General features: G+C 48.3%; 2 protein-coding genes. Both read left to right on the forward strand.

Annotated features, from left to right (window positions below; all coding sequences use genetic code 11):
- A partial coding sequence (locus tag QVO51_RS00105; RefSeq protein WP_288167640.1) for a calcium-binding protein occupies positions 1-1,548 on the forward strand: 1,548 nt, incomplete at its 5' end.
- A gap of 69 nt (positions 1,549-1,617) precedes the next feature.
- On the forward strand, positions 1,618-1,888 hold a 271-nt coding region (locus QVO51_RS00110), incomplete at its 3' end, for a cysteine peptidase family C39 domain-containing protein (protein ID WP_288167641.1).

The raw sequence follows: 1,888 nt of genomic DNA on the forward strand, positions 1-1,888 counted from the left end.
GATACATTGTATGGCGGCACAGGAAATGACATCTTTGTCGGCGGTGAAGGCATCAACTATATGTATGGTGGGGATGGCGACGATACCTTCTATGGCGGAAATGGTTTGAACTATATGTACGGTGGTGACGGAGATGATAACTTCACTGGCGGAGAGCTTGCTGATTACATCGAAGGCGGTGCCGGAAATGATACCATGAACGGTGGAAACGGCAGCAATGAGATGTACGGCGGCGATGGTGATGACTACATTTACGGCGGAAACGATGATGACTATATCGAGGGCGGCAACGGAGATGACCATCTCTACGGCGGCAACGGTGTGAATACTATTTACGGCGGTGCTGGTAATGACATCATCTACAGCGGCGACAACGGAAGCTTCCTCTATGGCGGAGACGGCGATGATCGGATCTATGCCGGCGGCGGTGCAGATGTTCTTGACGGAGGCGCAGGCAACGACTATCTCCAGGGCGACCACGGCGGTGATACCTATATCTTTGGTATTGGCTATGACATCGATACAATCAACGCTTCTGCCGACCTGAACACGATCCGTATCCATGGCTACACAGTGGCTGATATGCATAATACCAGAATGGCGAACAACGACCTTGTGATTGACTTTGGCGAGGATACTGGTGACAGACTGATTATTCAGGGCTTCTTTGAGTTTAGAGCAAATTGTGACTTTAATTTCGTGTTCGATGATGAGACAGTACTTGGTCAGCATGATATTCAGGCTGTTTCTGCTCCTATTGCTGGCACCGATGGTGATGATTGGCTTGCAATTCAGGGCAATGACGGCGGTGTGATCCACGCAGGCGCAGGAAATGATGGACTCAGCGGCGGCAGCGGAAATGATGAACTGTACGGTGAAGCCGGAAACGACACACTCTACGGCAATGACGGTAATGATATCCTCGATGGCGGTACTGGCAATGACTCCCTCAACGGCGGTAACGGTGAGGACACTTATATATTCGCCAAGGGCTATGCACAGGATACCATCAATGAGTGGGGCAGCGATCATAGCATCATAATGCTGACCGACATCAACTCCAATGAGATCACTGTATCCGACCAGTGGGGCTCAAATCTGCTTATCTCTGTGAATGGTACAGATGATGTGCTGACCATCAGCAACTTCAAGTGGGGACAGTCAACCTTTACCTTCAAGTTCGCTGACGGCGCAGAGGGATATGTGGATAAGGACACATGGCAGCTTGTACTGACAAAGCAGCCTGACGAGATCGAGGATACCGAGCAGGTAAATGCAGAGCTTTTGGAATCCGTGTATGCAGACGATACATGCTTGTCCGATCTTCTTACGGATGGCAGCACCGTGATTACCGATATGACCGAGAGTACAGCGCTTACTGACGAGAACGATGATATCTCGGATGTGACGGATGTCCAGGTAATGCTGCTTGCGGAGAATATGTCCGCATTCGGCAACAATGATCAGATTTCTGACAGCGTGAACATCACTGACATTACAGCAGATACCTCTCTGACAGATTCACTGCTTGTAGGCGCATTACAGTAAAAGAGACAGATAGCGAGAGCGCAGCAGCTTTCATGCTACTGCGCTTTTTGCGCTTACGGAGGTTAGAATATGGCAAAAAAACAAGACAGTGGGTTGTCCTGTTTTATGATAGTAATGAAGTTTCATGGAATACCCATTACAAAAGAACAAGCTGAAAATCTGTCTGTCCTTGATCCGGAGCAGAAAACCGGAGAAATAGAGATCATGCAGTCTGCAAAAGCCTTGAAGATGAAAGCAAAGCTGTGCAATCTGAACATAAAGAAGCTGAAGGATGTCAATGCTCCTATCATCATTGCACACAGGCTTTCTACGCTAAAAGATGCTCAGAAAATTATGGTTA

The organism is Ruminococcus sp. CAG:379, assembly GCF_000434255.1.
GTDB lineage: Bacteria > Bacillota > Clostridia > Oscillospirales > Ruminococcaceae > Ruminococcus_F > Ruminococcus_F champanellensis.